The 26,789-nt window shown below is 73.4% G+C and carries 20 protein-coding genes and 1 pseudogene; 12 read left to right on the plus strand and 9 right to left on the minus strand.

The window, feature by feature from the left end; all coding sequences use genetic code 11:
• Positions 1–40: 40 nt before the first annotated feature.
• Positions 41–421: a dihydroneopterin aldolase gene (locus WME97_RS38290; RefSeq protein WP_437545049.1), complete on the minus strand. Its 381-nt coding sequence runs from the start codon at positions 419–421 to the stop codon at positions 41–43.
• Between the two features lie 235 nt (positions 422–656).
• Positions 657–968, minus strand: a complete 312-nt coding sequence (locus WME97_RS38295; RefSeq protein ID WP_012239792.1) for a hypothetical protein — start codon at positions 966–968, stop codon at positions 657–659.
• A gap of 561 nt (positions 969–1,529) precedes the next feature.
• On the opposite strand from WME97_RS38295, the pseudogene WME97_RS38300 reads away from it, so the two are divergent.
• Together WME97_RS38300 and WME97_RS38305 are read left to right on the plus strand one after the other, a co-directional pair.
• Positions 1,530–1,760, plus strand: a pseudogene (locus tag WME97_RS38300) (cupin domain-containing protein); the annotation flags it as partial.
• 62 nt (positions 1,761–1,822) lie between these two features.
• On the plus strand, positions 1,823–1,939 hold the full coding sequence (locus tag WME97_RS38305; RefSeq protein WP_437555573.1) for a sigma factor-like helix-turn-helix DNA-binding protein: 117 nt from the start codon (positions 1,823–1,825) through the stop codon (positions 1,937–1,939).
• Between the two features lie 8 nt (positions 1,940–1,947).
• Here WME97_RS38305 and WME97_RS38310 read toward each other — a convergent pair whose 3' ends face one another.
• From WME97_RS38310 to WME97_RS38320, 3 genes are all read right to left on the minus strand, one after another.
• Positions 1,948–2,688 (minus strand): Crp/Fnr family transcriptional regulator, encoded by a 741-nt coding sequence (locus WME97_RS38310; protein ID WP_437545050.1) that lies wholly within the window; start codon positions 2,686–2,688, stop codon positions 1,948–1,950.
• 93 nt (positions 2,689–2,781) lie between these two features.
• Positions 2,782–6,813: a hypothetical protein gene (locus WME97_RS38315; protein ID WP_437545051.1), complete on the minus strand. Its 4,032-nt coding sequence runs from the start codon at positions 6,811–6,813 to the stop codon at positions 2,782–2,784.
• A 182-nt stretch (positions 6,814–6,995) separates the two neighbouring features.
• Positions 6,996–7,235: a hypothetical protein gene (locus WME97_RS38320; protein WP_437545052.1), complete on the minus strand. Its 240-nt coding sequence runs from the start codon at positions 7,233–7,235 to the stop codon at positions 6,996–6,998.
• Between WME97_RS38320 and WME97_RS38325 the strand changes: the two genes are divergently transcribed.
• Positions 7,234–8,070, plus strand: coding sequence for a ferredoxin--NADP reductase (locus WME97_RS38325; protein ID WP_437545053.1), 837 nt, complete (start codon positions 7,234–7,236; stop codon positions 8,068–8,070). The genes WME97_RS38320 and WME97_RS38325 overlap by 2 nt on opposite strands.
• Positions 8,071–8,205: 135 nt before the next feature.
• Here WME97_RS38325 and WME97_RS38330 read toward each other — a convergent pair whose 3' ends face one another.
• The gene (locus tag WME97_RS38330) at positions 8,206–10,500 is read right to left on the minus strand and encodes a hypothetical protein (protein ID WP_437545054.1); all 2,295 of its coding nucleotides are present in this window, start codon (positions 10,498–10,500) and stop codon (positions 8,206–8,208) included.
• 302 nt (positions 10,501–10,802) lie between these two features.
• Complete coding sequence (locus tag WME97_RS38335; RefSeq protein WP_437545055.1) at positions 10,803–11,933, minus strand: vWA domain-containing protein; 1,131 nt, start codon at positions 11,931–11,933, stop codon at positions 10,803–10,805.
• A gap of 247 nt (positions 11,934–12,180) precedes the next feature.
• Here WME97_RS38335 and WME97_RS38340 point away from each other — a divergent pair, with 247 nt between their 5' ends.
• Together WME97_RS38340 and WME97_RS38345 are read left to right on the plus strand one after the other, a co-directional pair.
• Positions 12,181–14,001, plus strand: a complete 1,821-nt coding sequence (locus WME97_RS38340; protein ID WP_437545056.1) for a PE-PGRS family protein — start codon at positions 12,181–12,183, stop codon at positions 13,999–14,001.
• 370 nt (positions 14,002–14,371) lie between these two features.
• On the plus strand, positions 14,372–14,833 hold the full coding sequence (locus WME97_RS38345; RefSeq protein WP_437545057.1) for a hypothetical protein: 462 nt from the start codon (positions 14,372–14,374) through the stop codon (positions 14,831–14,833).
• A 102-nt stretch (positions 14,834–14,935) separates the two neighbouring features.
• Here WME97_RS38345 and WME97_RS38350 read toward each other — a convergent pair whose 3' ends face one another.
• On the minus strand, positions 14,936–15,646 hold the full coding sequence (locus WME97_RS38350) for a helix-turn-helix domain-containing protein (RefSeq protein WP_437545058.1): 711 nt from the start codon (positions 15,644–15,646) through the stop codon (positions 14,936–14,938).
• Positions 15,647–16,101: 455 nt separating this feature from the next.
• Between WME97_RS38350 and WME97_RS38355 the strand changes: the two genes are divergently transcribed.
• On the plus strand, positions 16,102–17,070 hold the full coding sequence (locus tag WME97_RS38355; protein ID WP_437545059.1) for a serine/threonine-protein kinase: 969 nt from the start codon (positions 16,102–16,104) through the stop codon (positions 17,068–17,070).
• An 85-nt stretch (positions 17,071–17,155) separates the two neighbouring features.
• Complete coding sequence (locus tag WME97_RS38360) at positions 17,156–18,847, plus strand: serine/threonine protein kinase (protein ID WP_437545060.1); 1,692 nt, start codon at positions 17,156–17,158, stop codon at positions 18,845–18,847.
• 76 nt (positions 18,848–18,923) lie between these two features.
• Here WME97_RS38360 and WME97_RS38365 read toward each other — a convergent pair whose 3' ends face one another.
• Positions 18,924–21,167, minus strand: a complete 2,244-nt coding sequence (locus WME97_RS38365) for a cyclic nucleotide-binding domain-containing protein (RefSeq protein ID WP_437545061.1) — start codon at positions 21,165–21,167, stop codon at positions 18,924–18,926.
• Between the two features lie 212 nt (positions 21,168–21,379).
• Here WME97_RS38365 and WME97_RS38370 point away from each other — a divergent pair, with 212 nt between their 5' ends.
• The 5 genes from WME97_RS38370 to WME97_RS38390 all read left to right on the plus strand — a co-directional run bounded on the left by WME97_RS38370 (position 21,380) and on the right by WME97_RS38390 (position 26,566).
• Complete coding sequence (locus tag WME97_RS38370) at positions 21,380–22,516, plus strand: hypothetical protein (protein ID WP_437545062.1); 1,137 nt, start codon at positions 21,380–21,382, stop codon at positions 22,514–22,516.
• 94 nt (positions 22,517–22,610) lie between these two features.
• Positions 22,611–23,609: an NAD-dependent epimerase/dehydratase family protein gene (locus WME97_RS38375; RefSeq protein WP_437545063.1), complete on the plus strand. Its 999-nt coding sequence runs from the start codon at positions 22,611–22,613 to the stop codon at positions 23,607–23,609.
• A gap of 58 nt (positions 23,610–23,667) precedes the next feature.
• The gene (locus tag WME97_RS38380) at positions 23,668–24,600 is read left to right on the plus strand and encodes a hypothetical protein (protein ID WP_437545064.1); all 933 of its coding nucleotides are present in this window, start codon (positions 23,668–23,670) and stop codon (positions 24,598–24,600) included.
• Positions 24,597–25,748 (plus strand): peptidase MA family metallohydrolase, encoded by a 1,152-nt coding sequence (locus WME97_RS38385; protein WP_437545065.1) that lies wholly within the window; start codon positions 24,597–24,599, stop codon positions 25,746–25,748. Before WME97_RS38380 ends, WME97_RS38385 begins: the two co-directional genes overlap by 4 nt.
• Positions 25,730–26,566: a CPBP family glutamic-type intramembrane protease gene (locus tag WME97_RS38390; protein ID WP_437545066.1), complete on the plus strand. Its 837-nt coding sequence runs from the start codon at positions 25,730–25,732 to the stop codon at positions 26,564–26,566. The genes WME97_RS38385 and WME97_RS38390 overlap by 19 nt, the downstream gene beginning before the upstream one ends.
• Positions 26,567–26,789: the final 223 nt, after the last annotated feature.

Genomic DNA, 26,789 nt, shown 5'->3' on the forward strand with positions numbered 1-26,789 from the left:
GTGACCATGGCGAGAGCTCTGGACGCCTGCAAGAGCGAGCTCATCCGACCTTGCGGCCCGAGAGCTCCACGGAGGCGGCATCCACCGACACCGACGTCGGCGGGCCGAACTTCTTGACCTGAACGGTCACGAGGAGGGCCGGCGTGTCGTCGAGCACGCGCTCGATGATGCGCTCGGCGAGCGTCTCGAGCAGCTTGTACGACGCGCTCGTGCCTGATTCGACGACGAGGCTCGCGAGCCTGTCGTAATCGAAGACGCGCGCGCGCGTGTCCGCTCGAGGCAACAGCGAGACCGGGAGCTCCACCTCCAGGCACACGACGAAATCCTGGGGCAGGTCGCGCTCGGCGCGAGACACGCCGTGTTTGGCGCGAAAGCGGATGCCGTCAAGGCGGATCCGGTACGTCTTGATCGCGGACTCCATCGGCGCCCCCTAGCACGCCTTCCGGCCGGCTTCCGCCGCAAGAATGCCAGGCGTCAGGCTCGCCCGCTCGCCGCGGCCTTCCCGTCGCGCGGCGGCCGTCTCGGCGGCGCGGGCGGCCTTCCCGGCGCGCGGCGGCCGCCTCGGCGTGTCCCGGCGCGGGCGGCCTTCCCGGCGCGACCGCCCCCGAGGCGCGCGGCGCCTGCGCGCCTCGTGCCTGCGCGCCACGTGCGCAACGTCAGAGGAGAGGCCGCTTGAAGCACACGGCTTCGATCTTCGCGGTCATCTCGCTGCGCAGGAACTGCACCGGCTCCCAGCCTTCCTGCCCGAACCGCTTGAGGACCGGGTTCCATCCGGACGTGGTGGTCACCTCGATCACCTGACTGTCGCTGACGCGCGCGGTCTCCACGTCCACGCATCGAATCTCCCAGCGGGGCGGATCGGTCCCCGCCTGCACCGGCGGCACCAGGAAGCGCGGCGCGACGTACGACGCGGAGCAACCGAAAAGAAATGCGACGGCGATGGCTGTCCCGGAGCTGAGCTTCGGCATGAGCGGTCCTTTCCTGCGGGGTCGACTCGCGAAGGCGTATCGACGCTTCGTGCGCCACGTCAACTGGGAACGGCGCGCGCGCCGGCGCGGAGCGCGCCGGCCCCTCGGCCGTCACCGGCGCGCGTCCGGGGCGTCCAGCCACGTCCGCTGGAACCGCTTCCCCTTCCTCCGCGTACTCATCCAGGGGCACAACCTCGCCTCGAAGGAGCGGCGCCGATGATGCTCGCTGGACACCTCGATGATCCGTTGGAGGACGCGCTCCTCGCCCGCGCGGGACGGGCGCGCGGCGCCGAGATCGAAGCGCACCTCGGCGCCTGCAGCGACTGCGCGCGCCGGCTCGCCGACGCGGAGGCCGCCGTCGCGGCCGTCGCCCGGGCGCTGCCGCCGGTCCCGGCGGAGGGCCGCCTGCGCGCGCGGCTCTTCGCCTCGGTGGATCGCCTGGAGCGGTTCACCCCGATGGCGCCGCGCCTCGCCGCCCTCACCGACGTCGCGCCGGACGACGCCCGGCGCGCCCTCCACGCGCTGTCGGAGCCGGAGGCGATGAACGCCGTGCTGCCGAGCATGCGCGTCCTGCCGCTCGCGACCGGCCCGCGCCGCGCGACCACGAGCGCGATCCTCGTCTGCCTCGAGCCGGGCGGGAGCATCCCGCGCCACCGTCACCTGGGCGACGAGCGCATCCTCGTCTTCGAGGGCGCCTTCGCCGTGGACGACGGGCGCGTCGTCCGCGCCGGGGAGGAGCTCCACAGCCCCGCCGGCTCGATCCACGCCATCCCGACCGTCGTCGGCGACGCGCCGTGCCTGTGCGCGATCGTCGGCGAGGGCGGCAGCTCGCCTATTTCGAGGGGCTCTCCCTCGTGGAGATCGGCGAGCGCCTCGCGGTGCCGGTGGGCACCGTCAAATCCCGCCTCTCGCGCGCGCTGGAAAAGCTGCGCGCCACGCTCCAGGAGCCGCCGCGCGCCGCCGCGGGCTGACGCCGCGCCTAGCGCTTGCGGGCGAGCGCCTCGCGGTCCTTGACGATGAGGCGCCGCCCCGCCGCGTCGAGCACCCCCTCCTTCCGGAACGCCCCGAGCGTCAGCGTCACCGTCTCGCGCGTCGACCCGATCACCTGGGCGATCTCCGCGTGCGTGATCGGCGCCGAGATCAGCGTCCCGCGCGGCGTCGGCACGCCCCACCGCTCCGCCGCGTGCAGGAGGAACTCGGCGAGGCGCCCGCCCACGTTCTTGAAGAGCATCGACTCGATCCGGTCCTCGGTCTCCCGCTGCCGCGCGACGAGCAGCGCGAACACCGCGCCACCGAGCCCCGGGTGCTGGGCGCAGAGCTCGCGGACGAGCGCGAGCGGCACCCGGACCACCTCGGCCTCATCCATCGCGATCGCCCGCTCCGTCCGCGTCTCCAGCCCGCCGAGGCACGACTCGCCGAGCACGTCGCCCGTGCCGCGGTAGCTGAGCGGGAACGCGGCCCCCGCCTCGTTGACGCGCTCGACGCGCGCGCGCCCCCGGCCGAGCACCACCAGCGTGTCCGCGGGGGCCCCCTGCTCGAAGATCGCCGCGTCGGACGCCACCACCTCGAGCACCGCGGCGTCCGTGACCGCCTCCCGCACCTCGCGATCCACCTGCGCGAACAGCGAGCAGAGCCGGAAGGCGCGCGCCACCCGAGCCTTCACGGGATCCGTGGGCTGGCGGCCAGCATCCTGCGCGTACTGGGAATCCAGATCGCTCACGGTAGGGAACAAAAGAGTAATCCATCCCGCGTGGGTTGACACACAGGAATCCCTGCGACCGAGGCCCGGCGCAGGGCGAACGGAGCGCAGCGCTCAGCGTCCGTCGCGGTCGAGCTGCACGACGATGTCCCGGTCGAGCGCGCTGTCCGCCGCGCGGGCGAACTGCTGGAACTTCGTATAGGCATCGGGCTGCACGCGGCCCGCGGGCAGCTCGAGGAAGCGATCGAGGACCAGCGCGCCCCCGTCCATGCGATCGTTCACACGCACGGCGCGCCCCTCGTCGTCCGCCTTCGACGGAGCGAGCTTCGTGACCAAGCGCGCGCCCGCGGGGAGCTTGACGCGGAGCCGCACCTCCGAGCGCGTCGCGATCTGCTCCGACAGGTAGAGCGGCGTCTCGCGGACCGGCAGGCTGGCGAGGCTGGCCACGCGCACGCCGAAGGGCGGCGTGATGACCAGCTCCCCTCCCTGCGCGCGCGCGAAGCTCGCGGCGGCGATCTTCATCTTCAGCGTGAGCGGCCGATCGATCTCGCCCAGCTCCTTGATCTCGATCGCCTGGAGCCGCGCCCCCGGTACCATCTGCGGCAGGAGGCGCGACTCGACGGCGTCCCTGAGCTGGGCGTCGGGGAGCGACTCCAGCGCCGAGCGCAGCGCGATCGCGAGCTTGCCCTCGTAGCGCTGCTCGATCGTCAGCGAGGCCGAGCCGTCCCTCGCCACCTCGGCGACGCCCTCCGTGACCACGCCGTCGTGCGCGCCGGACGAGGGCGTCACCTCGCGCGGCGTCCCCGGCTTCAGCACGATCGCCGGCTGCCCGCGGAGGGAGCTCGGCAGGTAGCCGTACGGCGCGAACTTGTCGCGCACGAACATCCAGCGGACCGCGCCAGCGCCGGGCTTGTCCCCGGTGTCGAGGCGGACGGCGAGCGCGTTGAACGTCTCGGCCTCGCTCATGGGCCCGCGCGGCGGCGCGGTGAGCCGGTCGCTCACGACGCCGTAGCCGGCGTCGATGCCGACCAGGCGGCACAGGTAGAGGAACGCCTCGGTCCGGTTGCCGCTCTTGCCGATGACGACGCGGCGGCCGTCGTCCTCGCGCCCCGGCTCCACGTTGGCGAGCACCCACCGGTAGATCCGGCGCGCCTGCTCGTCCTTCGACGGCGCCGCTCCGCCGCCCTCGCCGCGCGCGCCCTGCGCGGCGGCGGCCTTCCCCTGCTCGCCGCCCGCGGCGAGCGGCGTGCGCGCGATCGCCCGCGCGATGCGCACGAGCCGCGGATCGCGCGGCGTCTCGTCGGCGGCCGCGTCGACCATGCGCGCGATCGTGCTGTCCAGGCGGATGCCCCAGCCGATGCGGATGTTCGGAAGGAACTCCGAGATCGGCGCGCTCGCCGGCTCCTCCGGGAGCGCGGGGCTCTTGTCGACCCGGTAGCGGCGGGTGACGAGCGCGCCGGACTCGACGATCTCGGGCGCCGGGACGGGGCCGGAGGCCTCCACGTCGAGCGGCCGGCTCTTCGGCGACACGACGATGAACTCGCTCCGCCAGTAGGGGACCTTCTCCTCGCGGAAGAACCAGCGCGGGCCCTGGAACGTGAGGCCCCCCTGCCCGTCGCCGCGCAGCACGAACAGGTTCTCCACCTCGATGTAGTCGCCCACCTCGAGGTGGGGCATCGTCACGGTCGGCTTGTCCTGGATGAACTCCGGCTCGTGGATCGACCCGTCGCGCTTGACCGTGCGGAGCTTGAGCACGAGCCCCTCGGGCATGCGCTGCTCGGCGTGCTCCTGGATGGCCTCCCGCGACTGGATCCGGATGATCTCGTGCTGGAGCATCCGCGCCGAGCCGTCCTCGTGGACCCACATGGCCGCATAGTCGAGCACGCGCGCCGCCGTGCCCGGCATGACCTCGCCCGAGGCCTCGTGCTCGGCGATCACCTTCTTCGAGTCGAGCCGGTACGGGCTGAGCTCCGTCGTGCCGTCGAGCAGCTCGATCGCGTCGCGCAGGCCCGAGGTGTCGGCGCCGGTGCGGATCGCCTCGATGAGCGCCTTCTGGAGCGCGTCGCGCTCGCCACGCGCGAAGCGCGCGTCCGCGAGCGCCAGGCGCGCGTCGGCGTCGTCCGGCGACTTCGCGAGCGCGCGCTCGAGCTGCTCGAACGACTCGGCGCGCTTGCCGGCGCGGGTCAGGAGATCGGCGATGCGCGCGGCGATGTCCTTGCGGTCCTTGCGGGCGGAGCCGAGGCGCTGGAGCTCCTTGATCGCCGCCGCGTAGTCGCGGCGATCGATCGCCCTCTCCAGCTCGATCTCCGCGTCGGGATCGAGCTCCCGGATGCGCGCGGCGAGGGCGTCGGCCTGCGCGATGTGCCCGTCGCCGTCGTGGATCCGGAGGAGCGCGCCCAGCACCTCGATGTCGTCCGGGAAGCGCGCGGCGGCCTCCTTCACGGTGCGGACGTGCTCGACGCGCCAGCCGAGGCGCGAGTACATCCCGGCGAGCGTCTTCAGGAGGTCGGGCACCTCCCGGAAACGGTCGGCGAGGGCCTCGATCGTGCGGGTCATCTCGGACAGGCCGACCTTGTCGGCCTCCTCGAGCGCGAGCCAGAGGCGGGGGTACCAGAGCTCCGGGTCCTTCTCCGCGGCGCGCGCGCGCACGTCCTTCACGAGGTCTTGCCCGTCGGACGCCGGGAAGATCGGGTCCTTCTCGAGGAAGACCGCCTGGGCCGCGAGCGCGGGGCCGGTGGCGCGCGCAGGATCGGCCACGAGCGGCTCGATCAGCACGGCGCTCACGTCGTCCTGGCCCTCGAGGTGCGCGATGGTCGCCGCGAGGTACCGGGCGATCGGATCGCCCACGTCGCGCTCGGCGGGGGGCGCGCCGCGCAGGCCGAGCGCGCGCGCCACCTTCGGCGCGGGCTGCGGCGGCACGCCGAGCGCCGTGAGGAACGGCTCGATGGGGTTGGGATCCGGCAGGACCTCGGGCGCGACGAGCGAATAGGGCGGCGTCGGATCGGCGGACGTGGCCACGCCGAGGGGCGTGCCGTCGGGCGCGAGCAGGCGGATGGAGGTGTCGCGCCCCCCGACGCGGGCGAGGATGCGGTGCCGGCCGGGGCCGAGGCGCAGGCGGGCGCCGAAGCGGGGCCAGATCCCCCACTGCTTCGTGTCGCGCGTCAGCACCTCGACGTCGTCGACGAGGATGGCGTAGGCCCCCTGGACGGCGATGAGCATCTCGCGCTCGGCGGGCAGGTCGATGAAGGTCTCGACGTAGAAGATGCCTCCCCTGGCCCCGCCCTCGCCGGGCCCCTCCGGCGCGACGGCCGAGAGCTGGCAGCCGCGGCGCTCGGCGCCGAGCACGCGCGGCGGGCCTCTGCGGTGGGGATCGCGCGGGAACACGGGCGGCCAGGGGCCGGCGCGCTCCGCCTCGTAGTGGACGCGGTGGTCGCTCGCGGCCAGGTGGCCGAACGGGCCGGCGAAGCGGGCGTTCTCGATGCACCCGTAGCGGCGCGCCGCGTGGTCGATGAGCGGCACGGCGGGCGCCGCGCGGCTGACGTCGCCGGCGTCGTCGGCGGTCCCGGCGGCGCCGCCCGGGCGCGCCGCGGCGGCCTCGTCGGGCAGCCCGTCGAGGCTCCACCACTCGACGAGCTCTCCGCGCGCGCGCCAGCCCAGCTTGCCCGGGTGGTCGATGGCGCGCAGGACGACCTCGCGGGACTTCTTCCAGAGGCCCGCGACGCTGGAGCGCAGGCCGAGCAGGCGGTTCGCGGCGAACCAGCCCACGAGCGGGGCGTCGGGGTGCGCGCTCACCCGGGCCGCGTCCAGCGCATCGAGGTAGGCCGCCGCCGCGCGCGCGTTGCGGCCGTGCCCCTCGTCGTCGATCGCGCGCCCGAGCGACGCGAGCATCGATTTCGCGCCGATCCCCTCGAGGCGCTTGCGCGCCTCCCTGGCGCCGGCGGGCGTGCCGCCCGGGACCAGGAGCTCTCCGAGGAGCCAGCGGCCGACGACCTCGCCGTCGGCCGAATGCGCGCCGGCGTCGCGGAGCGAGGCGATGGGGTCTTTCGCGCCGGACGCGGTGACCGCGCCGCAGGCGCCGAGCGCGAGGGCCAGGGCGGCGGCGCCGGCGAGCCGGGCGAGCGTGGAGAGGGGGCGAGGAGCGCGCATCGGCCCGGTCCTTAGCGCGAGCGACCGCGTGCGCACAGAGACGCCGCGCGGCGCAGCGCTCCTGACCCGCCCGGCCCGTGAGCGCCCCGCCCGGCCCGCCGTCGCCGCCCGACCCGCGGCATGCGGTCTCCACGGCGTGTGGCCAGCGGCTCCAGGGGCATCGTCAAGGAGCGCCGTCGCCCCTAGAGGACGACGCGCCACGAGATCGTGCGCGACAACGTGGACGGCCCCATGGGTCGATGCTGATCTTGATTATCATTTGCATCATTGCTATGTGAAGCGGCGAACTCATGGAAGACGACCTTGCGGTAGAGCTCGGCGCGCTCGCGCACCGCGGCGCCGCCCCGCTGTCTTGATCGGGGAGCGCGCTCTTTCGAACCACCTCGCCGCGATGCTTTCGCACCGACAAGGATGAACGACATGGTACCCGGTTACACAGAAGAGACGGTGCTTGAGGTCCACCACTGGACGGACAAGCTCTTTACGCTCAAGACCACCCGCTCGCCGAGCTTCCGCTTCGCGAACGGGCAGTTCTGCATGATGGGGCTCCTGGTCGCGGGCAAGCCGCTCGTCCGCGCGTACTCCCTCGCGAGCGCAAACCACGAGGAGACGCTCGAGTTCTTCTCGATCAAGGTGCCGAACGGCCCGCTGACCTCGCGCCTGCAGCACATCGCCGTCGGCGAGACGATCCTCGTCGGCAAGCGCGCGACGGGCACGCTCACGATCGGCAACCTGCGGCCGGGCCGGACTCTGTGGCTCCTCGCGACCGGGACCGGCCTCGCGCCGTTCCTCAGCGTCGTCAAGGACCCCGAGACGTACGAGCGCTTCGAGCGCGTGGTCATCACGCACACGTGCCGCCGCGTGCAGGACCTCGCCTATGCGCGCTACCTCGAGCACGAGCTCGCGGCGGACGAGCTGCTCGGCGAGATCGTGCGGCCCAAGCTCCGCTACTACCCGTCCGTCACCCGCGAGGCGTTCAAGACGGAGGGCCGGATCACGGCGCTCATCGAGTCCGGCCGCATCTTCGCCGATCTGGCGCTGCCCGCGCTCGACCCCGCGCACGACCGGCTGATGCTCTGCGGCAGCTCGGAGATGCTCGCCGACACCGCCGCGCTCCTGGAGTCGCGCGGCTTCGAGGAGGGCAACAGCGGCGAGCCGGGCGACTACCTCGTGGAGAAGGCCTTCGCGGGCGAGAAGCGCTCCCCGCTCGCCAGCGCGTCGCCGGCCGAGAGCACGAACCTGTCCGGCCCGGCGTGACGTCGCGCGCCGCGCGTCGGGCTGCGCCCGGGACCGAGCGTCGGCGTCACGGCTGACGCGTGGGTCGATGCGGCGCGCACGCCGCGCAGTCGGATCTGGACCGGGGCCACCGCCCGCCCCGGTCCAGACCGCGGCTCACACGCTCGCTTCGACAGCGCTGGCGACCTGCTGGAGGAGCACCGTCTGTTCGATCACCTCCGGCGGCACGCCGACGTCGTCGGGCACGACGGCCACATCCCCGCGCGCGCCAGCCACGTCCTCGCGCACCACCGCCACGTCCTCGTCCTCGCGCGCCACCGCCACGTCCTCGCGCGCCACGTCCTTGTCCTCGCGGGCCACCGCCACGTCCTCGCGCGCCACCGCCACGTCCTCGCGGGCTACCGCCACGTCGTCCCGCTCCGCCGCCCGGCGCAGCGCGGCGATCTCCGCCTGCGCGGCGACGAGCGCCTGCTCGAGCTCCTCGTGGAGCGCCGGCGGAGAGCCGGCCGTGTCGCGCGCCTCGGTCAGCTCGCGCTCGAGCTGCGCGATCCTCCATCCCGCGGCGCGCAGATCGGCCTCGCTCGCGGCGGCGCTCCGCGCCAGCGCGTCGAGCTGCTGCCGCAGCGCCTCCACCGCGCCGCCCGGCCCGCCCGGCCCCCCGAGCGCTCCGCCCTGCCCGCCGTCCGCCGCCTGGCCCGGCCCGCCGTCGTCGGCCGGCGCCGACGCGAAGACCGTCCCGAGCTCGTCGACGAGCTCCTTGCCCACCCGCTCGCTCTCGCGCAGCTGCGCCATGAGCGACGCGATGACGTGGCCCCGGTCGCGCAGCGCCTCCTCGAGGCCCGCGATCTCCGCGGCCGCCGCCTCGCCTGCGTCGCGCTTCTCGAGCTCCGACGCCCGCTGCTCCAGCGCGACGACGGTCTGCTCGAGCTCCACGATCCGCGCCTCGAGCAGCAGCCTGCGCGCGTCGAGGGCGCTCCGCTGGTCCTCCAGCGCGCGGCTCTCGCGCTCGTTCCGGTCGGCCCGCTCCTTCTGCCGGTCGCGGTCGCGCGCGAGCTCGGCGCGGGCGGCCTCCAGCTCCTCGACCCTCCCCCCCGCGCGCCGCGCCTCCTCCAGCGCGCGCTCGCTCTCCTGCGCGCGCCTGCGCGCCGTGTCTCGCTCCGACGTGAGCTTCGAGAGCTCCCGCCGCGCCCCCGCGGCGGCGGCCTCGAGCTCCTCCACGCGCGCCGCGAGCGCCGGGTCGGGCGCCGCCACGGCGGGCCGCGCCTCGAGCTCGGCGATCCGGGCGCGCGCGGCCTCGAGGTCGGCGGTCACGGCGTCGAGGCGGTCGCGGGCGCCGGCGATCTCCGGCTTGTTGCGGATCATGCCGAGCTCGAGCTCGACCTTGGTCCGCACCCGCTTCTCGTCGTCGAGCTGCTTGGTGAGCCGGGTCGCGCGATCGCGCTGGCTGCGGAGCTCCTCCTCCATGTCGCGGATCTGGTGCGACAGGCGCTCGGCCCGGACGTGGGCGTCGCCCGCCCTGGCCTCGACGTCGCGGAGGCGCGCCGCCCTGGCATCGAGCTCCGCCTCCGCCTCGGCGAGGCGCGCGGCCGTGGCGACCGCGCTCTCGGCGCGGACCCCGGCGTCCTCGCGGTCGCGCTGGTGCCGGGTGCGCAGCTCCGCGAGCTCGCCCCCGAGCCGCTGCGCGCGCCCCTCGGCCTCGGTGAGCGCCTCGGGCGACGCGCCGGCGCTCGCGCCCGGGAAGTCAGCGAACGGCAGCTCGATCACGGCGAACGCGTCGAGCCTGGGCAGGCGCTCGCCGGCCACGGCGATGAACCACTCGGGCTCCTCGGACGCGTCGAGGATCGACGTGTCCACGCTGACCTCGGGCTCGCCCTTCGGCGCGAACTCCGCGACCGTGTAGCCGACGAACGGCGCCTGGCCGACCATCCGCACCTGCTTGAACTGGAGCGCCACGAGGTCGTAGAGCGCGTAGTAGCCGGGCGCCGCGCCGCGGCGCGCGCCCGCGGGGAGCAGGCCCCGCGCGGCCTCCGGGTTCGGCGACGCGATGACGGCGACGCCGCTCGCGGCGGTGAGGCGTCGGGCGCGCCGGACGACCTCGGCGGGATCGCCGAAGAGCGAGAGATCGGGGATGACGAGGGTGTCGAAGGCGCCGTCGCGCACGCCGAGGTCGCCTTCGAACACGGCGACGTTCGGGTGCGGCTGCCGGGTGGGCGCCGTCCGCGCGAGCTTCTCGGCGACGCGCGCGGCGTCCGGGTCGTAGGCATGGACGAGGCGGGCTCCGCGCTGGAGCAGCCGGTCGGCGAGGCCGATGGTGGCGTCACCCACCACCGCGACCCGCCGGCCGCGCACGAGCGGCTCGAGGTAGGCGCTCAGCACCAGGGCGGGATGGAGCGCGGCGGGGGCGGCGTGCCGCGGCGAGCCTGCGGCGGCGAGGGAGGACTCCTTCGTCATGGTTCCGTCCTCTTACGGCTCTGGGGGCCCGGAGTCCACAAAGCGCAGTGCAGAGTTGCAAGGCGGCGCTCACCGCGCTGGGCGCCGCCGGGCGCCGCCCGCGCGCGCCGGTCCGACGCCTTCGTGCCAGCCCCACGATCCGCGCCTCCACGCCGTCAGCGTGGTGAGCCGCCTCACCCATGACGCTTCGCGTCTGCGCCGCAGGTTCCTGGGCCTCTCCGTCGCTTCCGCCGTCATCTCCACGACACCGGCAGCTCGCCCTCCCTCCTTACGAGATCGCGCGGTCCTTCTGCTGCGCTCGGTCAGAGGATCACGGTCTCGCAGCCGAGGAGGATCTGGATCTTCGCGATGGAAGCGCCCCTGGCGGCCTCGCAGGTAGCGGGGCACAGCACGAGGGCCGCGGGAGAGGCCGGGTCGTCGTAGCGCCAGCCTGGGCCGTCGCATCCGGGGCGCTGCGGCAAGATCTCCTGCGATGCGCCGTCGAGCCCGAAGAGGACGTTGACGTCGTCGAACGCGACCTGTCCGCCGGCCACCTGGGAAGGGACCTCGAACTCGCACGGGAGCGCCTGCCCCGTGACCTTCGCGAGCGCGTTCTGGAACTCGACGGCGATGTTGGTCGCCCCGACGAGGACGGCGGCGTCGGTGCCTCCCGCGGCCGCGACCTGGTTGGCGAAGCTCTGGTTCACGCCCGGGAGCCCGATCACGAAGGTGCGCACGGGGGTGCCGTAGCGCGCGCCCGCCGCCGCGAGATCCGCGATGGCGTCCGGGTCTTCCGGGTTCACCCCGGCGCACTGGGCCGCCGGCCCCTGGGGCTGCCCATCGGTGACGAGCAGCACCGCCGAGGCCTCGCCGGGGTGGTTCTTCGCCACGTCGATGCCCTGGAGCAACGCGCCGCCCAGCGCCGGATAGACGGGCGTGCTCGCTCCGTTCGGCGACTCGGCCTCGATGGCCGCGACGATGGCGCCCGCGTTGTCGGGGAGCGGACCGAACGGGACCAGCGGCTCCCCGTACGCCTCGTGGTCGCAGGCCGGCACGTCGTCCGCCACCCGCGGAAAGAAGCGCAGCGCCACGCGCACGCCGGCGAACCTCGCGCTGTTGACGAACGCCGTCAGGCCGGCCTTCGCGCTTGTCCACTTGTCGCCCGCCATCGAGGACGACTTGTCCATCATGATGTAGAGATTGAGCGGGACCGCGATCGCCTCCTCGGTGACAAGGCCACACGCGGCGTCCGGATCCAGGGCTTCGACAGGCGCGTCGGTCGACAGCCCGCCATCCGGATCAAAGGTCCCGCCCGAGCCAGCTCCGTCCGAAGAGAAAGAGGACGAGACAAGGCCAGCTCCTGAGTCCGGTGCACACGCGCCATGGAGCCCCATGGCCACGGCGAGCCCAACCATGGAAGCGAGCGAGGTGAGGTGGAGCGATTCGAGGCGCATGGGATGAACAGAGGACAGCGAGGACGGCGCGGAAGCGGGAAGGTACGCAGACACAGAGTACCGGAGACGGTGACAGGCGCGAGGGGCGAATCGCGGAATCGTGAGCTGGCACGCGCCGGCGCAGCACATAGCGGCGTGGGCGGAAGCGCTGTTGATGCCAGCCGCAATGTGGCACACAGCCCCATGATGATTGGGAACGAGCAAGACAAAGTCTTTTCGAGAAGCGCGCGAAGGTGCAGAATTAAGCATGCGCGCACAATTCTTCCTCGAGACGGCATCTCTGCTCGCATTGCTCTCGGCGATCGGCTGCGCGGAGAGCAGCTCGATCGACGGCCCCATCGGTCCGGTCGCGGGCACGGGAGGCGGCTCGGGCGCGGGCGGCGAGTCCTCCGCGAGCAGCAGCACCACGACAGCGTCATCGAGCAGCGCCGCCGCCACGAGCGGCTCGGGCGGGAGTGAGGGCAGCTCGGGTGGGGGTGAGGGCGGGTCGGGTGGAGAGGGGGGCAGCGAAGAGGCGGGCGGCGGCGGCGCTGGGGGCACGGATCGATGCGCGCTGGGGTGCTTGCCGGGCACACACGACGTGGACGGCAATCCCCTCACGGGGGACGAGTGCGGCTGTGAATACGCGTGTACGCCGACCGCTGCGGGAGAGGCGGGCGAGGATCCGATCGACGCCGAGTTCATCGACGACAACTGCGACGGCGGCGACGGGCTCGTCGAGCAATGCGTCTACGTCTCGGCGAGCACGGGGGACGACGCCAGCAGCGGGACGCGCGACGCGCCGGTGGAGACGATCGCCAAGGCCATCCAGGTAGCGCAGGAGGGCGCGGTGCCGGCGATCTGCCTGTCGGGCGAGCTGTACCAGGAGGCAATCACGGTCGTGTCCGGCATCAGCATCTACGGTGGGTTCGATCACGCCAACGCTGACTTCAAGTTCCGGAGGACGCCCTCGGTGACCACCACCGTGCGCGCGACAGGCACGGTGTTCCACGCGCCGTCGATCACGCAGCCGACGCACATCGAGGGCCTCTCGATAGAAGCGCTGAGCCCGTCGTCGGCCGGCGCGAGCACCTATGGAGTGCGCCTCGGCGGGGGGACGGCGGATCTCTTCGTGCGGTTCAACCAGATCAACGTGGAGGAGGGCCAGGCCGGCGCCGCTGGGACGAACGGGGCGGCGCACATGGTGGGGACGGCGACGGCGGGGAATTCGGGAGAGCAGGGCTGCCACAACTGCAGCGGCCGCGGCAATGCCGGCCCGGCGCCCACCTGCGACGAGCCTGGCGGCAAAGGTGGATATGGCGGACATGGCCCGAACACCGGAGCGGCGGGCCACCTGGGCAGCCAGGGCGCGGCGGGCGGCGCGGGGGGCATCGCGTCGAGAAGCTGCTCGACGCGCACCTCGCCAGAACAGAATGGCGCACCGGGCATGGCAGGATCGCAAGGGACGCCGGGAACCGGGGGCGCGAATCTCGGGCGCATCGCCTCGGGCGTCTACCAGCCTGCGAACGGCACCAACGGGCAGCAGGGAACGAACGGCGGCGGCGGCGGCGGCGCGGGCGGCGGCGGCGGCGGCTCGTGCTCGGTATTCCCTGATGATCGCGGCGGTGGCGGCGGCAGCGGCGGATGCGGCGGGCTCGGAGGCCGCAGCGGCCAGGCTGGCCGCGGCGGAGGCGGGAGCTTTGGTATCTTCGCGGCGGCCGGACGGGTGGTCGTCTCCCGCAACGAGATCACGACCGAAAAGGGCGGCAACGGCGGCCGCGGCGGCAACGGAGGAGCGCCGCAGTTCGGAGGGAACGGCGGCCCGGGCGGCCCCGGTCCTGATGACGCCGGCAACGGCGGCGTCGGCGGCAGGGGTGGCAATGGCGGCGACGGCGGCCCGGGCGCGGGCGGGGGCGGTGGCCCGAGCGCCTGCCTGGCGCGAGCCGCGAGCGTCGGCTTCACGTTCGGAGACAACAGCTGCTCGACCGGCGCCCCCGGGTACGGCGGCGCTGGCGGCACGACCCCGAGCGGCGGCGCCGCGGGCGCGGGACAGGACGGTGAGGCGGCCGCGAACCTGCAGATCAACTGATCAGCGCTGCTGAGCTCGAGAAGCCATTTCCCACACGTGTGCTCCGAAGTCGATGGCGCTTGCGCCCCTGGCGGCAAGCACGTTGTCGCCGGCCGTGTCGACGGCGACGTGACCCCTGAAGGCCATCTGGACTCGATCGCTCCCGGAGCAGACGAGCCTGCCAGTCCTCGCTCCAGCGCGCTCCTGGCGGAGCGGCCGTCGCTACCCGTGGATACTCGTCCGCCCAGGGCGCCGGCGCCTCCAACGCCGTGGAGGCGCCTCCGCTAGACTGGAGCAAAGCGACAGGCGTCCGTGTCAACGCGTTGCGACGGCACGCCGACCGGCTAGAACGGCTCCCCGGAAGCAACGAGCGCTGACGACAGGAGCCCCCATGACCAATGCAATGCAGATGCCCATGATGCCGCAGACGATGTACCCCATGATGTCGACGCCGGAGATGGCCGCGGGCGCATCCATGATGCCCGGCATGATGGGCATGCCCATGATGCCCGGCATGATGGGCATGGGCATGCCGATGATGCCCATGATGCCCAGCATGATGGGCATGAGCATGCCGATGATGCCCGGCATGATGGGCATGGGCATGGGCATGCCGATGATGGGCATGATGCCCGGCATGATGGGCATGGGCATGCCCATGATGTGCAAGATGTCGTGTGAGATGACCAAGGACGGAATGATCTGCAAGATGATGCCGCCCGAGGGCATGTCGATGGACATGCTGAAGGAGCGCTGCGAGGCCATGACGAAGATGATGTCGGCCGGGATGCCCATGATGATGATGTGCGGCGGGATGCCCATGATGATGTGCACCCCCGCCATGACCAAGTAGCGCGGCCGCAAACCTCCTCGGAGCAGCGGAGCGTCGGCGCTCACCGGCGTCCTCGCGCTGCTCCGCCCCTCCCCCGTTCCTCGGCGAGGAGCGCGCCCCGCCTCAGGGCGCCGGCAGCGAATACGTCATCACCAGGTACATCAGCGAGTCGACGTTCGCCGGGTTGCGGTAGACGTGCGGGACATCCGCCTGGAACACGAGCGCGTCGCCCGTCGCGAGCAGAAACCGCTGTCCGTCGACGCTGATTTCAACGGTCCCCTGACAGACCACGATGTTCTCGGTCGTCCCGGGCGGGTGGGGATCGGCATTCTCGACGCCGAGCGGGGCCAGGCAGAGCTCGTAAAACTCGACCGTTCGCGGCGCATCGAACGGGAAGAGCGCGCGCGAGGTGAACTTGCCGTCGTGCGATGTCAGCCGCTTCGCGCGATCCCCGCGCAGCAGCATGGGGCCGCTCGCCGAGCGAGCGCTGACGAGCGCCGAGAACGGCACGCCGAGCGCGCGGGCGATCTTCCAGACGACGTTGATCGTCGGCGCGCTGCGGCCGAGCTCGACCTGGCCGAGCATCGCACGGCTCACGCCGGAGATCTTCGAGAGCCGCTCCAGCGAGAGGCCGCGCCGCGTCCTCAAACGCCGAAGGTTCTCCCCGACGACATGCGTGAGATCCGGCGGTGAGTCGTGGTGAGCGACCTCATAGGTCCACTCCTCCTCCAGCTCCTGCTCCTGCGCGCCGGGCCTGGCCGGCTGCACGTCGAGCGCGACCGGCAGCGCGCCGTTCACCCGGGGAAGGTCGCTGTTCTGTCGGACGGCTCTCATCGGAGGATGGGCGCCACTCTACACGGGATCTCAGGGTCGGCAAACCAACCAAATTCGTCGCTGCGTCATGATGAGTGAGATCAATCATCAGGCAATTTCCGTCACTCCTAGGATATCGCCTGAACCCGATCCGTGACGTCCCTGTCGCATTCACTTCCCCCCTCGGCGCGTTCGCCCTCTCGCGCAGGGTTGCGCATCCTCCAAGCGCGCTTCGCCGCAGGCTCGCTCCCCGCAGGCTCGCTCGCCGCAGGCCTTTTCCCCCCGCAGGCGCCTACCCGCGGACCGCGTCCCCCGGCGCCCGCGCTTCCCCGCCCCTCTCCGCCTCCGGTCCGCCCCCGGCCGGCGAGTCAGGTCGGCGCCCAACCGTCCCTACCGCCAGCGCGCCGAAGCGGCTACAACCTGGGCTCGCGGTGCGGCACGCTGACGCAGCGCGCTCAAGCACCGAGGGCTTGCCGATGGACCACGACATCGACGACGTGATCGACGGCCGGTACACGCTGATCGAGGTGGTCGGTCAGGGAGGCCACGGCGTGGTCTACCGCGCCCTGGACCAGGAAACCGGCGCGCACGTCGCCGTCAAGTACCTGCGGCCCGAGTTCGCCAGCGATCCCGCCCTGAAGGCCCGCCTGCGGCGCGAGGCCCGCGCCATGGGGGAGCTGGCCGGCACCAGCGCGACGCACGTCTTCGCGTTCAGCGAGGCGCCCGACGGCACCCTCTACATCGTCATGGAGTTCCTGAAGGGCAGCGATCTCGAGACGGCGCTGCGCCAGCTGGAGGCGCGGAACCAGCGGCTCCCGCTCGACGAGATCCGCGAGCTGTTCCGCCCGATCGTCGACACCCTCGACGCAGCGCACGCGCGCGGCATCGTCCACCGCGATCTGAAGCCCGCGAACATCTTCGTCCTCGACCACGACACGGGCGTTCCTTCCTCCACCTCCCCTCACCGCGGGAGCGCGCCGGCCCGCGCCGGCACGGCGGCGCGGGGGCGCGTGCGCTTGCTCGATTTCGGTCTTGTCAAGGTCATGCAGGCCGACCCCCTCACCCGCGAGGGCGCGATCCCCGGCTCGCCCAGCTACATCGCGCCCGAGGTATGGAAGGGCAGGCCCCAGGAGATCGATCACCGGATCGACATCTATTCGCTCGGCGCGGTGCTCTTCCGCGCGCTCGCGGGGCGCTTGCCGTTCGCCGGCGCGAGCCGGGTCGACATCCTGCTCGCCGCCGCCCGCGGCCCGCGGCCGAGCTTGCACGCCTTCCGTCCCGACCTGCTCCCCGAGGTGGACGCGTGGGTCGCGCGGGCGCTCGCCGTGGCCCCCGAGGAGCGCTTCCAGGACGTCCGCTCGCTTTGGAGCGCGCTGGAGCCGCACCTCGACCACGCCGATCGATCCAGAGGCGAGCCTGCCGCCGGAGGCGCGATCCCGCGCTGAGCACGTTCCTCACCCGACCGCCTTGCGACGCGGGAAGCGGCGCTGGTAGCGTGGTGCAAACCATGCCTGAACCGAGGGCCGCAGGATGAGCTCCTCGCCCGGCCTGTTGCAGCCGAATACGCGGTTTCGCAACCGTTACCAGGTGCTGCGCGTCATCAAGGCGGGCGGCATGGGCGCCGTCTACGAGGTGATGGACGACGTCACCGCGACGCGCCGCGCGCTCAAGGTGATGCTGCCCAGCCTGCTCGACAGCGAGGAGCTGCGCGCCCGCTTCTCCCTCGAGGCCCGCATCACCGGCGTCATCGAGAGCGACCACATCGTCAGGACCTCGGACGCCGGGGTCGACGAGGAGACCGGCACCCCGTTCCTCGTCATGGAGCTGCTCCGCGGCGAGGAGCTCGGCAGCCTCGTCAAGAAGCGCGGCGCCCTCCCCGCCGAGGACGTCGCGCTCTACCTGTTCCAGGCCGCGCTCGCGCTCGACAAGACGCACGCGGCGAGCATCGTCCACCGCGACCTCAAGCCGGACAACCTGTTCGTCACGGTCCGCGACGACGGCTCGCCGTGCGTGAAGATCCTCGACTTCGGGATCGCCAAGGTCATCGAGCAGCACCACGCCTCCACGCTGACGCGGCAGATGCTCGGCACGCCCGTGTACATGGCGCCGGAGCAGATCCGCGCCGAGCGCAACGTCGGCCCGCGCGCCGACATCTACGCCCTCGGGCACGTCGCGTACGCGCTCCTCGTCGGCGAGTCGTACTGGGCCCAGGAGGCCGAGGCGACCGCGTCCCCGTACATGCTCGCGGGGGAGCTCCTGCGCGGCGCGATGGAGGCGCCCAGCGCGCGCGCGGCGCGGCGGTCCTCGGCGGCGCTGCCGAAGGAGTTCGACGGCTGGTTCCTCAAGGCGACGGCGCTCAAGGCCGAGGACCGCTTCGAGCGCGCGTCCGTCGCGGTCAGCGCGCTCGCCGCCGCGCTCGACGTCGCCCTCCCGCGGGCCTCGCGCGTCATCCTCCTGCCGGAGCCGGCGGCGCCCGCGCCGAGCGCGAACCCGAGCCCGACCGACCCGACGCTGCCCTCGAAGCCCGGCACGGCGAAGGGCTTCGCCGAGGTGCCGACCGTCACCGTGCCGGAGCTGTCGTCGAAGACGCCTCCCTCGCGCCCCGGTCCGGCCTCCTACCCCAGCCCGCTCTCGCGCTCCGTCACGCCGTCGGCGCCCAATCCGCCCTCGCGCTCCGTCCCTCCCTCGTTTTCTTCCGCGCCGCCCGCGCCGTCGGCCGCCTCGAAGTCCGCGGAGACCCGACCCCGGACGCCGCCCCCCCTGGACCCGCCGGGCCGGACGGGCCTCTCCGGGAGCGAGCCGTCGAGGAGGTCCGAGCTCACGTCGAAGCGCGATCGCGCCCCGCAGCGGCGCTTCAACATCAGGCCCGACACGTCGACGGGGGTCCTCCACGTGAAGGTGTGGGGGTTCTGGGACATCGACGAGGGCAAGGCGTACCTCGACGAGTTCCGCCAGAAGGCAGCGACGCTGCTCAACCTCGGGAAGCCCTGGTACGTGCTCGCCGACATCGCGGACTTCCCCCCGCAGAAGCCCGAGGTGAGCCCGTACGTCGAGCAGACCATGGCCTACGCCGTCGAGCACGGCATGCGCAAGGCGGCGAACCTCGTGAACAGCGCGCTCTCGAAGATGCAGATCTCCCGCCTGTCGGCCGCCATGGGGCTGCCCGAGTACTCGTTCTTCACCGCGGAGGCCGACGCCGTCGCGTGGCTCCTGAAGGGCTGAGCGCGAGGGGGGCCGAGCGACGCCGGCCGGCCGCGAAGGGCCGAGCGCGAGGCCGGCCGCGAAGGGCCGAGCGCGCTCAGCCGAGGACGAACCGCCGGATGCGCCCGGCGAGGCTCCGCACCTTCTCCTCGGCCTCGAGGTAGCGCTCGGCCGCGTCGCGCAGGTGGGCCTGGCGTGACGCCATGAGCAAGCTCAGCTCGATCACGAGCTGCGGGCGCGCCTCGATGATCGGCTGCAGGGCCTCCTTCGTGATCTGGTAGAGCACCACCTCGTCGACGGCGCGCACCGTCGCGGTGCGCTCCTCGCCCGTGAGCAGCGCGAACTCCCCGAAGACGGCGCCCTTCTCGAGCGCGGCGACCGTCGAGTCCTGCCCGTCGGCGTGCCGCACCAGGACCTCGACGGCGCCGGACGCGACGACGAACATCGACGAGTCCCGCTGCCCCTGCAGAACGATCCGGTCGAGCGGCCCGTACTCGATCCGGCGCGCCTTCGTGGCGAGCTTGCGGAGCTCGCGATCGAGCAGCGGCTTGAAGACCGGCGTCCGCCGGAGCAGCAGCATGAGGTCCTCGGCGCTCGCCTCCCGCGCCGCCTTGCTCGGCTCCTCGAGCTCGATCGACGGCGCGGCCCCGTGGCCGTCGCGCCGCTGCAGCGCGGCGAGGTGCGACGGGTTCTTCTCCATGTACGCCTCGAGCAGGCTCGCGTTCCGCGGGATGCACTCGTCGCCCGTGTAATCCATGAGGTTCCGCTCGGCGGCCCACCGGGCGACATCGTTCATCGACTTCCGGTACTGCCGGCACGCCGCGGGGAAGATGCCGTCCTGGTCGCCGAAGAGCCCCGTCAGCGCCTCGGGCATCAGGTTGAGCCCGAAGAGCCGCATGTCCCCCCGCTGGTGCCAGAGCGCGAAGTCGCGCCACCGCGGATCGAGGTGCGCGAGCTCCGGGAACGCGAGCACGTTGTTCTTGAGCACGGCCCGCTCCGCGTCGCGGAACACCCGGTGCCACGTCTCCTGCGCGTTCCACAGGTTGGGGCCGGCGAGCTCGATCGCCTTCTGCAGGTCCGCGTGGTGGGCGTGCAGGAAGGCGAGCGTGGCCTTCTGCTTGCGCATCAGGTTCGTCAGGCTCACGGGCCCGGCCGCGAAGAAGCCGGCCGCGCGCGGCGCGATGTGCCGCATGTCCCAGACCTGCGCCCACGCCGCGACGTCGATCGACGCGCGGATCGGCGCGAACGCCGCGCCCTCCTCGAAGGCCTCGCGCTCCCCCGGCGAGAGCATGTCCGGGTAGTCGTGCTTCACGGCCTCGAAGATGCCGAGGCACGTGAGCAGCTCGAGGTAGAGGCCCACCCGGAGCAGCCAGCGGGGGTCCGGGAGGTTGCGCCGGTGCTGCTCGAGGTCCTGATGGATGGCCCGGAGGTACAGGAGCGCCTTGTCCATGCCGATGGTCAGCACGGGGAACCACGGGTGATAGCCGACGTGGAGCTCGTCGATCCCGAGCGACCGCTGCTGGATCTCCGTGTCCGCCTTGACGAGCCGGTCGAGCAGGCGCGCGTAGAGCGAGCCGAAGCGGCCGGTGTCGAAGATCTCGATGTCCGTCGACTCGGAGGCGACCGTCCTGCCCGCCTCGCTGAGCTTGATCTCGACGCGGAGCTGCTGCCGGAACAGGCTCGCGAACGTGAACGGCTCGAAGCCGTCGGTGACGCGCCGCCGGAACGACTCGGGCAGGTCGCCCCAGAAATAGCCGCCGCCGGTCGCCTCGCCGGGGGGGTGCGGCACGAGCTGCCGCGCCGGCACGATGGTGGCCACGTAGACCGTCTGATGGAACGAGTTCCACGGGGCGGGCTCGAGCTTCGGGACGGGGTAAGACGAGGTCGAGACGATCTGCGGGCTGAGCGGCACGTCCATGAGGCCGGGCACCGGGCACGGCTCGCCGCCGTCGGGGCTCGCGGGAAGGAACCACGCCGACATGGTCACCTCGAACGGGCGCTCGAAGGGGGCGACGAACGCGTAGATATCGCGCAACCGGTAGAGCAGCCACACCTCGTCGCCGAGCTCCGACGGGTCGCCGGAGGTGTTGATGCAGCCGACGCGCTCGCTGCACCCGTGCCCCGGATAGAGCGCCTCGTCGACAGGCCGCTTGCCGGGCTCGAACGGGATGAGCTCCAGCGACGGCGAGAGCTCGGCCGACTCCTCCTCCGGGCTCTGGCGCGCCTCGAGCTGGCGCAGGTACTGGCGGACCCGGGCGAGCTTGTCTTCCCAGTCCATGCCCTCCACACGGCTCATCAGCAGCCGCTTGAACTGCCTCTGGAACTCCTTCGGGGTCATCATGCTGCGTCCACCTGAGTTGCCGGGGGCCGGACAGGCCCTCCGCGAGAGCTTACCGGCTTCGCGCGCGCGGCGTCGTGCGATCAGCGCGGCGCGCGCGCGAAGCCGAGGGCTCGGCGCGGCGCGCGGGGCGCGGCGCTCCGCGATCGGGCCGAGACCACGTCGGTGCGAGCCCCTTGCAGCGCCGCGTCTCGGAAGGTACGGGCTCAGGCCCTATGGCTATCGAGATCCGCGAGCTCCGGAAGGGCGACAAGAAGGTCCTCAAGGACTTCCTGAACGTGGTCGACACCGTCTACGAGGGTGAGCCCAACTATATCCGCCCGCTCGACTTGGACATCTCCGATCGGCTCGACAAGAAGAAGAACCCGTTCTTCGAGCACGCCGAGGGGACGGCGTGGGTGGCGTACAAGGACGGCCGGCCAGCGGGCCGGATCACCGCGCAGGTCGATCACGAGCACCTCCGGGTCCACCGCGACGAGACCGGCTCGTTCGGGTTCATCGATACGATCGACGACGCCGAGACGGCCGGGGCGCTGCTCGCCGAGGCCGCGGGCTGGCTGCGCGCGCGCGGCATGAAGCGCATGCGGGGCCCCTACTCGCTCTCGACCAACGAGGAGATCGGCTGTCTCATCGAGGGCTTCGAGCTCCCGCCGGTGATGATGATGCCCTACCACCGGCCGCACCAGGGCCGGCTCATCGAGCAGGCGGGGCTCGAGAAGGTGAAGGACCTCTACGCGTGGGGCTACGAGGTCGGCAACGTCCCCGCCCGGGCGCAGAGGGCCCACGCCGAGGTCCTGGCGATGCCGGAGGTGCACACGCGCTGCGGCGATCCGAAGAACCTGCTCCGCGACATCCGGATCCTCATGGACGTCTACAACGACGCCTGGAGCGACAACTGGGGCTTCGTCCCGATGACCGAGAAGGAGCTCGTCAAGTGGTCGAAGGACGTGCGGCTCATCCTGATGCCCGAGCTCACCAAGATCACGTTCATCGACGGCGAGCCGGCCGCCGTGTCGCTCGGGCTGCCCGACCTCAACCAGCTGATCAAGGACTTCCACGGCAAGCTCCTCCCGGGCGGCATCTTCAAGCTGCTGTGGCGGCTGCGCGTGCGCGGCCCGAAGCGCGGTCGCCTCGTCGTGCTCGGCATCCGCAAGAAGTGGCGCCACGTGCGGCGCTACGCCGGGCTCAGCGCCTTCCTCTACGTCGAGATGAACCGCGCGGCGCATCTGCTCGGCATGGAGGGCGGCGAGCTGGGGTGGACGCTGGAGGACAACGCCGCCATCAACGCGGGTATCCGGCTGATGGGCGGCCGGATCCACAAGAAGTACCGCGTCTACGAGCGGGCGCTGTGATGGACGCGCGCGCCGGCTGTGCGACGTGGGCGCCAGCGCCGGCGCCACGTCGAGCCGCCGGCGGGCGCCGGGACCGGAAAGGAGGAGCGGATCGATGAGGGTGCTTGTCACGGGCGCGAGCGGGTTCCTCGGCTCGCACGTCGCCGAGCAGCTCGTGGAGCAGGGGCACAGCGTCGTCGCCCTGGTGCGGCGCTCGTCGGACACGAGGTTCCTGTCGTCGCTGCGCGGGGTCGAGCTCGCGTACGGCGCCGTCGAGGACGCGGAGAGCGTCCGCCGCGCGGTCGTCGGCCCGCCGGGCGTCGACGCGATCGTGCACTCGGCCGGGCTGGTCAAGGCGCGCGACGAGGCGGAGTTCTTCCGGATCAACGTCGACGGCACGCGGAACCTGCTCGACGCGGCGAAGGCGGCGCCGGCGGGGGCGATACGGCGGTTCGTGTTCGTCTCGAGCCTCGCCGCCATCGGCCCGAGCCTGGACGGACGCCCCATCGCCGCCGACGCGCGCCCGGCCCCGGTGACGCGCTACGGGCGCTCGAAGCTCGAGGCCGAGCGGCTGGTCCTCGCCGAGAAGGGCGCGTTGCCCGTGGTCGTCGTGCGCCCCCCGATGATCTACGGCCCGCGCGACCAGGAGTCGTTCGCGTTCTTCCAGAGCGTCTCGCGCCGCTTCCTCCCGATGCTCGGCGACGGCAGGAACACGCTCAGCGTCATCTACGCCTCCGACGCGGCCGCCGCGTGCATCCGGGCGATCGAGAGCGACGTGCCGAGCGGCCGCGCTTACTTCATCGACGACGGAAGCGTGTATGTGTGGCGCGACATGCTGGCGGACGTGGAGGCGGCGCTCGGCGCGCGGGCGCTCGTCCGTCTCGGCGTCCCGTTCTCGCTCGTGCGCGGCGCAGCGCTCGCGAGCGAGGGGCTCGGCCGCCTCACCGGCAAGGCCGTGATGCTCACGCGCGACAAGCTGAACGAGCTCTCCGCGTCGCACTGGGTCTGCGACTCGAGCGACGCCCGCAGGGAGCTCGGCTGGGCGCCCGAGGTGAGCTGGGCGGAGGGGACGCGCCGCGCGGTCGCCTGGTACCGCGAGCACGGCTGGCTGTGACGTGACGCCGCGCCGCGCGCCGTTTGACGCTCGCCCGCGGCCTCCGTACCGTGAATGCATGTCCCGCTGTCCGCCGGTCGCCCCGGGCCTCGTCGCGATGGCGCTCGGCCTCACGGCGGCGCCCGCGCAAGCCCAGGAGCCGCCTCGAGACGGAGCCGCCGCGGCGGCGCCGGACGCGGGCAGCGCGGCGGCGCAGGCTGCGCGCGGCGCGCCGGAGGCGCCCGCCGCACGGTCGGCCCTGCGCGGCGCCGTCGTGGTAGCGGTGGACGACGCGAGCGCCGAGGCGGCTCGCTCGCTCGCCCGCGCGATCTACGGCGACCCCGCGCTCCGCCCGCCGATCGACGAGGCGACAGCGCAGGTGCTCGCCGGCGATCCGCCGCGCCCGGACGCGCCGGCCGCCGTGAAGGAGCTCGCGGAGGTGCGCCGCTCCGCCGGGCGCGCCGAGTCCGAGCCGGTCGCGCGCGGGCTGCTCGCGTCGCTCGGCGCGGGCGCGGGCGCGGCGCTCGTCGTCGCGGTGAGCACGGCGCACGGCCACCCCGTGGCGCGCGTGCTCCGGGTCGCGGGCGCGAGTTACGCGCCGCTCGAGCTCGGCGCGACGGTCCAGCGGACCGCCGACGGCGCGGCCGCCCCCGCCGGGGCGATCTTCGGCTGGCCGGGCGCGGGCGCGGCCGTGCGCGCGCTGCTCGCGGGAGACGAACGGCGCGGAGGCGCGGCGGGTCCCGCTGCGACGCCGCCCGCGCCCGCCTCATCGCCGCGCGGCGCCTCGGGACCTCGCGGACCTCGCGCCGACGTCGCCCAGGCGGCGTCGGGGTCCGCGGGCGGCGGCGCCAGCTCGTCGGGGCCGTCGGAGCGGCGCTCGACGTGGAGCTCCCCCTGGTTCTGGGGGCCGCTCGCTGGCGTCGTCGCGACCGGGATCGTCGTGCTGGTGCTGGCCCAGACGGGCGGCGATGACGGCGACACCGTGCACCTCCGGGGCCGGATCGCGCCATGACGCGCTCCTCCCGGCGCAGACCAGCGGGGTTTGGGCTGAGGCTCGCCGCGCTCCTCTGCGTCGCGATCATCGCCGCGCCCGCGCGGCTCGCCGGCGCCGCGCCCCGCGTCTACGACGCGCCGGCCGCGCCGCGCGACGGCAGCGCCGATCTTCCCATGCCGCCGCCGCCTCCGGCGTACCACACCGAGGATCTCGGCTGGATCGAGTTCGCCTATCACCCGTCCACCCGCGACCGTGTCCGCCCGCTGATCGCCCGCGCCGGCGACCTGCGCGCCGAGCTCGGCGCCCTGCTCGGCCGCGACGTGCTGACCGCGCCGGTGAAGGTCCGGATCGCGGATGTGCCCGCCGAGCTCGACGATCTCGTCCCCGGGGGCCTCGCTGGCCGCGTGACGGCGATCTCGTTCGGCGCGCTGCGGCTCGCCGTCCTGAGCGCCTCTCCGCGGCTCGGCGCCGAGGCGCCTGATCTCGAGGGATCCTTCCGTCACGCGCTCGCGCACCTCGCCCTGGATGAGGTGACGGGCGGCGCCGTCGTCCCGCGCTGGTTCCACGAGGGGTTCGCCGCCCACGTGGCCGGAGACCGCGGCGCTCGTCGCGCGCAGGAGCTCTCGGTCGCCGCGCTCCGGGGGCGCCTCCTCCCGCTCGACGAGCTCGAGGCGAACCTGACGGGCGCCGAGGACACGGCCGGCTCGCTGCCCTACGCGCAGGCGGCCGACGTCGTCCGCTTCCTCGTCGAGGACGAGCGGCGGCAGGGCTTCGTGCGCGCGCTGGCTCAGGTGCGCGGCGGCGTGCCGCTCGAGGCCGCGCTCGGGGCCGCCTATGTCTCGACGGGCCGCGAGATCGAGCTCGCGTGGCGCGCCAACGTCGCGCGCCGCTACGGCTTCGTCCCGGTGCTGGCCGGCTCGCTGCTGGCGATCGGGCTGCTGGTCTCCGGCCGGCTGGCCGTGCAGCGGCTCCGCGGCCGGAGGTCGCCGCCGCCTCCCGCGCCGCGCCGCCGGCTCCGCGCGGCGTCGGAGGTACGCCACCGGCCCGCGCGCCCGTCCACGGTCCAGCTCGTCGCCACCCTGGGCGCGCGTCACCGCAACGAGGTCGACGGCGACGCGGACGTCCCGAAGGTGGAGCACAACGGCCAGTGGCACACGCTCCATTGAACGCCACGGAGCAGGCCCCTCCTCGGCGCGATCCCCCCGGACCGCAGCGCCGCCTGACGGAGCTCGCGCTCGGCGCGGCCTGGCTCATCGGCCTCGCCGCGGCCCTGCAGATCGTGTCCGTGCTCCTGTCGTCGAGCCCGCTCGCGGCGGCGCTCGCCGGCGCGGTCGTCGCCGACGTCGTCGCGGCGCGGGCCGGCGTGCAGTGGACCGACCCTCTGGAGCCGGAGGGCCCAGGCCGCCGCGCGCGCCTGGCCCGTCGCGTCGGGCTCGGCGCTGCGCTGGGCGCGCTCGCCGTGCTGATCACGCTCGGCGTCTCCGCGGTGCTGGGGTGGGTGACCGTCGAGGCCGGAGCGCCCTCGGCGAGCCTCGGCTTCGCCCTGGCGCGCGCCATCGCCCTCGCTGTCCGCGACGAGCTCCTGCTCACCGGCATCCCGTTCGCCACCGCGGCGCGCGCTGGCCTCTCGCCCCGCCCCGCGCTGGTCTTCTCCGCCCTCGCGCACGGCGCCGCGCTCGGGCTCGCGCCGGGCGCGTCCCCGTCGAGCTTCGCCCTCGCGACCGCGCTCGGCGCGCTCGCCGCGGCGCTCTTCCTGCGCGGCCGCGGCGTGTTCGCGGCGGTCGCCGTCCACGCGAGCTTCACCGCGCTCGCGGGCGCAGGTCTGCGCGGCGCCCTGCTCGACGCGACGTGGATCGACGGCGCCCTCGCCGCGGGGACGCAGGCCTCCGGCCCGCCCGCCTGGCTCGGCGCGGCCGTGCTCGCGATCCTCGCCGCGCTCCCCCTCCGCGCCGGCGCCCCGCCGCCTGACCGTCCAGCGCGTTGAGCGCCCCCGCCCCGCGCGGCCGCCACGGAGCTCTCGCCGCCGCGCTGGCATGAAGCGCGACGCACCCGCGTTGTAGCTCCGGACATCGGCGCTGGCGGCGCCGCGTCCATCGCAGCTGCGCACTCGGCCTCTCCCCTTCCACCGCCTGCGTCCGGTTTCCAGCGCTCGGCGCGTCACATCCACCGGACCGACACCGACATTTCACAGCGCCGTGAGAGCACGT

The organism is Sorangium sp. So ce367 (assembly GCF_051520455.1).
In the GTDB taxonomy this organism is placed as follows: domain Bacteria; phylum Myxococcota_A; class Polyangia; order Polyangiales; family Polyangiaceae; genus Sorangium; species Sorangium cellulosum_B.